Origin of the sequence: Neolewinella aurantiaca (assembly GCF_008014675.1) — a bacterium.
Lineage (GTDB): Bacteria > Bacteroidota > Bacteroidia > Chitinophagales > Saprospiraceae > Neolewinella > Neolewinella aurantiaca.
On record NZ_VOXD01000006.1, the window covers coordinates 1 to 8,422 of the forward strand.

General features: G+C 44.5%; 6 protein-coding genes and 1 pseudogene. 3 read left to right on the forward strand and 4 right to left on the reverse strand.

What is annotated here, in order from left to right:
• Positions 1-131, forward strand: a pseudogene (locus tag FUA23_RS23065) (IS5 family transposase); the annotation flags it as partial.
• A 1,046-nt stretch (positions 132-1,177) separates the two neighbouring features.
• On the opposite strand, the gene FUA23_RS05280 reads toward FUA23_RS23065, so the two are convergent.
• The 3 genes from FUA23_RS05280 to FUA23_RS05290 form a co-directional block, all read right to left on the reverse strand.
• Positions 1,178-1,477, reverse strand: a complete 300-nt coding sequence (locus FUA23_RS05280) for a hypothetical protein (RefSeq protein ID WP_147929686.1) — start codon at positions 1,475-1,477, stop codon at positions 1,178-1,180.
• A gap of 62 nt (positions 1,478-1,539) precedes the next feature.
• Positions 1,540-1,833 carry a hypothetical protein gene (locus FUA23_RS05285; RefSeq protein ID WP_147929687.1) on the reverse strand — a complete coding sequence of 98 codons (294 nt, stop codon included), beginning with the start codon at positions 1,831-1,833 and terminating at the stop codon, positions 1,540-1,542.
• Between the two features lie 757 nt (positions 1,834-2,590).
• Positions 2,591-3,667 (reverse strand): DUF418 domain-containing protein, encoded by a 1,077-nt coding sequence (locus FUA23_RS05290; protein WP_147929688.1) that lies wholly within the window; start codon positions 3,665-3,667, stop codon positions 2,591-2,593.
• A gap of 711 nt (positions 3,668-4,378) precedes the next feature.
• Here FUA23_RS05290 and FUA23_RS05300 point away from each other — a divergent pair.
• Both FUA23_RS05300 and FUA23_RS05305 read left to right on the forward strand, forming a co-directional pair.
• Positions 4,379-6,610 (forward strand): S9 family peptidase, encoded by a 2,232-nt coding sequence (locus FUA23_RS05300; protein ID WP_147929689.1) that lies wholly within the window; start codon positions 4,379-4,381, stop codon positions 6,608-6,610.
• A gap of 319 nt (positions 6,611-6,929) precedes the next feature.
• Positions 6,930-7,301: a VOC family protein gene (locus tag FUA23_RS05305; protein WP_147929690.1), complete on the forward strand. Its 372-nt coding sequence runs from the start codon at positions 6,930-6,932 to the stop codon at positions 7,299-7,301.
• Positions 7,302-7,345: 44 nt separating this feature from the next.
• On the opposite strand, the gene FUA23_RS05310 is transcribed toward FUA23_RS05305, so the two are convergent.
• Positions 7,346-8,206 (reverse strand): hypothetical protein, encoded by an 861-nt coding sequence (locus tag FUA23_RS05310; RefSeq protein WP_147929691.1) that lies wholly within the window; start codon positions 8,204-8,206, stop codon positions 7,346-7,348.
• Positions 8,207-8,422: the final 216 nt, after the last annotated feature.

Here is an 8,422-nt window from a genome sequence, read left to right on the forward strand (position 1 = left end):
TGTCTTTGAGTGCCCATCAAGACCGGAAGGCTCGAAGGGGTTTGTAGTAGAAGCCAAGCGGTGGGTAGTCGAAAGAAGCTTCGCCTGGATGAATTTCTATCGCAGAATCACCAAGGACCTGGAGCGAACGATAGAAAATTCGGCTTCATTCATTTTGATGGCCAACATTCAGATGGTTCTATCGTCAATACAGAGAAATCTTGACTCGAATTTTTAGACACGCTCTAAGGAATGACCTTCCAACTCTATTGACCTATACCTAGTTCTTAAAAGATCATTAGTTTCCTCAATAAATTCATCGTCAATAGAATTACGATTCCTGCTAAAGAAAGAACCTGACGACATTAATCTAATTGAGGAAGAACTAGAAAAATGTTTTTCAACTCCGAGACTAAATCCGTAAGATAGCATTCTATAATTAGTAGTTCTACTCTCTAAATTATGTGAATAATCTAAATTAACCATCCCAATAGCAGGTCCAATATACAGCATCAATGTGTTCTGACTGGAATCTAATTGAGACCACAGTGGGCTAATAGACAAAAATGCAAAAATTAAAAATATCAGTCCCTTCATTTTCATATTTAATTTATAATTAGCTCGATTTACTTTCCACTATCAAATTTGAATTATGTTCGATTCTTCGCAATCAATAAGTCTTTAAAAACTATTGATATTCATAACATTATAGAGATGAAGGCCTAGATTACAATTAATAAAATTGAACACCTAAATCCTTGAATTACCAGGTAATTTAGAATTTCATGCACAAGTTGTAAAGAACAGTAGTGCTGGCAAAATTACTAAACACGGAATTGAAGTAAAACTAAATAAATAATCCCTAATTGCTGAATTTTCGACCCAGATCCAATACAAAAGACCAAAGTAAGCAAGTATCGGAAGAACCGCAATCATTGTTTCAGGAGTTAAAACATTGCTACAATTTGCGTTTGCAATTAAAGACAATATTATCAAGACCCAAGAAATGATAATTATGTATTTTATATAAAGTGCTAAATATTTAAAGATTTTGTCCAGCATAAATAATTAGATCATGATTATATTTATAGTATCAGTAGTTTTACTTTTTGCAGAACGGTTTCGGCTACACGCAGTAGTGAGCGCATGCGAGCTATTGCCGTTGTAGCCATTGTTATGCTCAGCTTTCTTTTTTTATTTATCTGAAGTACCAATGAATTTCGCCATTGTACTTTTTATTTATTGTTTCCATTGATTCTAAATGAATAGGATATTTATCTTCTTCAAGGTAATCAAACTCGTCATAGCTTTTTAGTAGTTTAGAATATTCTTTTCTAAATGTTTCTTTCACTTTGTTTGTCTCTAAATCTTTGACCTGTTTATCTGTTTCAAGAAAGAAAACTGTTGCTGAAAAACATCTTTCAATTCTAACTAATTCTTTGACCGCTAATTTTGATTTTAGTTTTTCAATTTCTTCTTGAGGAATATTCTCGTTCATTTCCTCAATTGCATTTGGCTTGAAGGACGAGAAAATTGTAAATAATTTCTCAATTTCAAAATCTATTTTTTGTTTTTTAATGTTTCAAGATATTTCTGAGTTACAATTTTTTGTTTTTCTTGATTGAATTCAAATGGGTCATCTCTAAATATGAATTCTTCTTCCGCATTTTCGAAAATGATACTTAGTCTTGGAAGTCCATTCTGTTTGATTATTTTAAAGTCGATATTTAAAACTTTAACATCAAATTTCTCATTTATCCAATTTGCCAAATCAAGAAATTTTGGGTCGAATGATTTCTTTCCCTGTTTAATCAATTTAGTCTCTTTATATTCTTCATCTGTCCAATGAACCATTTCGATTTTTTTCTTTTTTAGTTGCCCATAACGAACAAGTACTCACGACGGATTGAAGCGCAGCGAAAATCTGTCCGTGAGTACGATGTTCCGCGACGTTTGCGTTTCGAAGCCAAAAGATTTCTATTTTTTGAAGTGTCAGCTTCTTGTCTTTTGGCGGTTTCCTCCAGATAAGGAAGTATGGACGTGACTACGGGTAGTCCCGCCGTTCTTCCGGAGGAATCGTTACGCTGCGCCGAGGAGAAATGATTCCCTGATCATTTTCCGATGTCCGGCAGACGGACGGTTGAATACTTCTATTCTACCGGCTGCCGGAAACGAATATACCGAATGCAAAGGAGTACTTTCTAATTTAACTGACCGGTGGCCCTAAACTTTTTCCCGACTCGCATCGTTCGCAAGCTCAAGTCTTACAGACCTGTAACGACTGGTAGCCAAGTGCTACAAAAGCTTCTTTTGCCGCTTTGTCTGCCCTGCCGCTAATGATTTGCCTTGAAAATCAGAGCTTGCGAACGATGCGATATTCGGTCCTCCAGGCCACCAGCCCTTTGTAGTGATCCTTTGATCAAACATTCGGACAGGGCGATAGCCCCACAAATATTTGTTGCGCATATGTTGCGGAACGGTTAGTATATGAAAAGTAGGCGATTTCGAAACACTAAACTTTCGGTTAAGCACGAACTTAGATACGAGCCGAAACCATTGATTTTATTGCTATTTCGCCTATTTTTTATATACATTGTTGTAGCCAGTTTTTCTATCGGATTATTTTTTTCATTATCCATTCTACGGGTCCATTTTCTCTACTTTTCAGCCAATAAGTTGCAAACAATACACATAAAACACTAAAAATTAAAGCATACGCAACTGAAAATTCTATTGGATAATTCCCCATTTTTTCTGGGTTAATAGCTTCAATAAGTCCCATACCAATAATTACGTGTGCAACATAAAAAGTTAGAGCTAATTGTCCCGTTTTATTTAGAGCCATAAGTATTTTGTTTGTTGAAAATCTTTTTCCGATAATGATACAGGCTGATATTATTAATACGGAAATTGCAATTCCATTAAACATATAAATTGGTAATGGTGGCATTGGGTTTGTTCCAATAATTTCTGATAATTCACTTGCTGTTTGTTCGTTTCCTTCTGATAAAAATGAAATTGACACGTGTGATAAAATTTGAATTACAACAAAAGTAATTGAACTAACCAAAAATGCTTTTTTGATAAATCGGTCACTTTTCAATTCTTGTTTGCCAAACCAAAAACCAAAAAGCATAAAAGCAGTCCAAGGTATTACTGGGTGAAAACCATTGAAGAATAGATTTCTAAAAAATCCATTAACTGTCCAAAAATCGAGATAATCTAAAGTGTCAAAATTCCAACCTGTTTCGTAATTCCAAAAGCCAATTAGTAATGGATAAAACAGTATTAATGCAATTGCCGAAATTAAAATAGTTTTTTCATTGCTTTTTAGTAGAAGCAAAATAACAAGCATATAAATTCCATAAAAATGCAAAATGTCCGCTGGCCAAATTACAATATATGAAAGACCAACAATGAAAAGAAATAAGGCTCTTTTTACAATTCTTATTCTAGCGGTTTTTAATTTTTGGCTGTCTTTATTTTTCAATGCAGAATTTGTCATTAAAGCAAGTCCAACGCCTGCTAAAACTACAAAAGTTGCTGCTGCCTTTCCGTCAAAAGCACTTGTAAATGATTTTACCCAACTCAATCCATTTTCGCCAAGTACGACTTTAAAATTAACGATTATCATTCCGATAACTGCTAGTGCTCTTGCTATATCAATTCCGATTATTCTTTCTTTCACGGGTTTTTCTTAAATTGGCTACAACGGCATGCTACCCGAACACTTGCGTAAACAAGCACTATCTTTAGCGTCGTTGTTGCACTTTTGTCCCCGACAGCCGTTCTGTTTACGCAACCAAGGTAAGAAACTTTCGGGTAGTATCGGATTGTCGGGTAACCAGCGGAAAAGCGTTCTGTTGACGCAACTCAGTTGAGGTCAGGTAGTCGATCCAATGGGCTTGTGACCCGCGATTTTTCTTCGTTGCTAACGTGGGTATAGATTTCTGTCGTTCGGCTACTGGAGTTGCCAAGTAATTCCTGGATGTGCCGCAAGCTGGTCCCGGCTTCTAATACAGGGTGTGTAATCTATTAGGCAATCCGTCCGACGTTTTTCTAGATCAAAGATGTGCCCACACGTGTGGCAACTTGGAAATGTGAAACAAAAAACGCCCTCCGCACGGGCGCCCCTCAAAGTTACGTTACAGCGGACTAATAACCCGCTAACGCTCCTCATTACTCAGATGAGTATATATTCCTGTAGTCTTGCTGCTGGCATGCCCTAACGGGAGCAAACCAGATTGTCGCGATTACTCCTCCCCAGCGCAGCGGTGTGGGGAGGTTGGGAGGGGGTTGAGCGACAATCTGGTTTGCGCCCGCCTCAACTTAGTTGGCAATTGATTTTCCTCAAAAACCCACCCCTCCAAAAAAACGTTCTCAAAAAAAACTAAAGCCAATGCGCCAAACCGCACTACTACTCCTACTATTCGTCACCAGCCTAACCTTCGCCCAGACCAAGGCCATCACCATCGAAGATGTTTGGCAGAACTACACCTTTATACCCGACCGGGTCAGTGGCTTCAACTTCCTGCAGGATGGGCGTTCCTTTACGCGTCTGGAACAAAACATGGTGGTTCAGTACGATCTTAAAACCGGGAATCGCACCGGCGTTCTCGCAAACGGATCCGACTTGCCCACCGACACCGGATTTGACGGCAACATCAACAGCTATGAGTTCAGCAAAGACGAGTCTAAACTGATGCTCAGCAACCAGAGCGAGCAGCTGTTTCGCCGCAGTTCGCAGTCTTATTTCTTTGTGTACGACCTGGAAACTAAAACCCTGACGCCCGTCTACCCCGACAAAAAACACCGCCTGGCTACGCTGGACCCAACCGGAAAGCGCGTCGCTTTCGTTGTCGACAACAACGTCTGGATCAAAGAACTGTCTTCAGGAGAAATGACCCAGGTTACTACGGACGGAGAGACGAATAAAATCATCAACGGTGCATCCGACTGGGTGTACGAGGAGGAATTCTCATTTGCCCGCGCCATTCACTGGAGCCCGGACGGGAGCTACCTCGCCTACCTCAAATTCGACGAGTCTAAGGTAAAGGAGTTTACCTATACCGATTTCCATAACGACATGTACCCGGAGTACAACACCTTCAAATATCCCAAGGTAGGAGAAGAAAACAGTACCGTTAGTCTTCACGCCTTCAACGTAGCGTCCGGGCAAACCAAAGACCTCCTCACCGTCAACACCAGCCCGGAAGACGAGTGGCACTACCTCCCCCGCGTACAGTGGACCACCGAAGGCGATCGCCTCACCGCCCAGCGCATGAACCGCCACCAGAGCAAACTGGAACTGTTGCTCTTCGACCTGGGTACCGGTAAACAGAGCACTCTGCTGAAGGAGAACAACAAATACTACGTCGATGTACACGACAACCTGACCTTCCTTGACAACGGAAAAGAATTCATCTGGACCAGCGAGCAATCGGGCTTCAACCACGTCTACCTCTACGAGATGAAAAAAGGGATGTCGACCCAAATCACCAGTGGCGATTGGGACGTAACCGATTTTTACGGTCTCCACGACGGTAAGATTTACTTCCAGGCCGCAAAAGAAGGCCCCACCGGCCGCCAGATTTTCGTGAAGAGCCTGAAGGGCCGCGACCTGCCCCGTCCGCTGGCCGCGGAGCGTGGTGTAAACTCCGCTCAGTTTTCCGACACCTACGATTACTTCGTGCTCACTAACTCTACCATCAACAGCCCCGAATCGGTAACGGTGATGGACGGCAGCGGTCAGCCTGTTCGTCAGATCATCGACAACATGGACCTCAAAAACAAGCTAAAAACCTACGGCTACCAACCAGTAGAGTTCTTCGACTTCAAGACCGAGGAAGGAACCACCCTGAACGGTTACATGATCAAGCCCGCCAACATGCAGGATGGTCGTGAGCATCCGCTCCTGATGCACGTTTACGGCGGCCCCGGCAGCCAGCAGGTGATGGACAACTGGCGCGGCCAGAATATGGCGTGGTTCCAGATGCTGGCCCAGCGCGGCTTCGTCATCGCCGTTGTCGATAACCGGGGTACCGGCGCCCGCGGCGAAGAGATGAAAAAGCAAACTTACCTCACCCTCGGCAAGCAGGAAACAGAAGACCAGATCAGCGCAGCCAAATACCTCGGCGGGATGGATTTCATCGACGAAGAAAAGATCGGAATCTTCGGCTGGAGCTACGGCGGCTTCATGGCGTTACACTGCATTCTGCAGGGAAGCGATGTTTTCGCCGCCGCGATTTCCGTCGCTCCGGTAACCAACTGGAAATGGTACGACAGCATCTACACCGAACGCTACATGCGCACCTACGCGGAAAATAAGGACGGCTACGATAAAAACAGCCCGATCCACTACGCCGACAAGCTCAAAGGTGACCTGTTGCTGGTACACGGAATGGGCGACGACAACGTTCATTTTCAGCATACCGCTGAAATGGCCAACGCACTAATCATGAATAACAAGCAGTTCGACACCTACTTTTACCCTAACCGTAACCACGGAATCTACGGCGGGCCTACCCGACTCCACCTCTACACCAAGATGACCAACTTCCTGCTGGAAAGCATCGGACCCGATGCAAAAAAAGCAACTCAGGAAGTTCGCCTCGTTCCTGCTGAGAATTAAAAACCACGTGTAAGTATTGTTGAAAGGGCTTGAAAAAGAAATTTTATTTTTTTCAGCCCCTACCGAACATCCTTAAAAATCGTTCTGTTAAGACGATAACAGTGAAAGTTCTGACCTTATAGAAAGCCTCGCCGGTACGTCCCGCGGGGCTTTCCTTTTTTCCCACCATACTTTTCCGGAACGGTTTTTACCCTCCGGCGGTCAACGTAAGGATTTGCCATTTTTTGATCTGGCGCGCACGCAGGTGCAGGGAGAGGTTCAGCGGAGCAGACTTCTGCAAATCCGTTATCTTACGTACCTGAACCAACCCTCCTCGATTATGAATTTAGGTGCCTTCTCCGTCAGTCTCAGCGTTAAGGATCTTGCGGCCTCCCGCAAGTTCTATGAAGCTCTCGGCTTTTCGGTCTTTGCCGGCGAAGCCGACAAAAACTATCACATCATGAAGAACGGTAACGCCCTCATCGGTATCTTCCAGGGGATGTTTGAGGGCAATATCCTGACCTTCAACCCCGGCTGGGACGAAAACGCCGATCCTCTTTCCGGCTTTCCGGATATCCGGGAGATACAGGCCCATCTGCAGTCTGAAGGCATTGAACTCACCGCTACCGTCGACCCCGAAGGGGCCGGCCCGGGCCGGGTTATGGTTAAGGACCCGGATGGGAATATAGTGCTGTTGGATCAGCACGTGTAGGCAGCTGGGTCTGGTTCAGCCTGAAGGCTGAAGAACAGAGGGCATCAGTTGCCGATCATCAACCAGTGGTAGCGTTTCTCCTGAGTCCCCAGGTCTATGATTTCCAGCAGGTACTTGCCGGTGGCTAAACCTTTCAGGTAAACCTCATCGAGTTGCCGCCCAACCGGTACTGGTTTATAGCGGGTTTCTCCCTGGGAGATATACAATAATTTCTCCGTTGAGCGAAGGCGGAGGTAGAGGTAGTTTCTCCCTTCGGCCCGCCAGGTTTGCTCTTCGGTCAGCTCTTGTTCGGGCTTAAAATCCGTCTCATTGAGGTGGTAGCCACGGATGCTGTACAGTTTTTCACGCTTTTCCCCTTCGCCCAAATCAAGGATGAGTTTGCGTTGGGTTGAGCCTTCCGGAATACGGACTTTAGCGACAATTGCCTCCTTCCCGGCGCCCATTTTATCGATCAACTCAATCTCGGGGCTATCGTCCAGCCGCTTGATGTCTTCCACGCTTTTTCCGGTCATAACCTTGCGCTGCACCAGCATTCCTGCGCGGCCTTCCACATAATCGGTAGCGGTAAAGGAACTGTCTGCCTTTTTCGCCTTCTTTACTGCATTACCTGCCCGCCGCGCTGGCGCACCAGGTAATTCGTGCATCTCGCTGCCTTTGAACAAAGTTCCCGCCTTGTCCTCATCGATTACGTAGATGCTGTCCAGTTGGCGGATATTTTCCGTGCCGTCTCCTGGTTTGATCCCACGTTGAAACCTTTCTGCCGGGGAAAGTTCTTCGACGTCGATCAAGGAGTAATACCTGATCGATTCTGGCTGACCCCACCTACTGTAAACGGTATCTGCGATGGACTGAGCGGAAAGGGCGCTGGTGAACGCAAGAAAAACAAAAGGGAGTAAACATCTCATAGTCAGGCACTTTAGTATGACTCTAAGATGCAAAAAAAATCGGATTGGTTGTTGTTACTTCGTTTCGTGTGTAGCACTAGATGCACGGATCTCCCTCTCCCCCGGCCCCTCTCCTCGGGAGAGGGGAGACGTAATAGGCGGCAAGTTCCGTAACGGAAAGCAACGAACAGAGTTCCGGACCCTCCGGCTTCGGCCTTGGTACCGGCAGTGGAATCC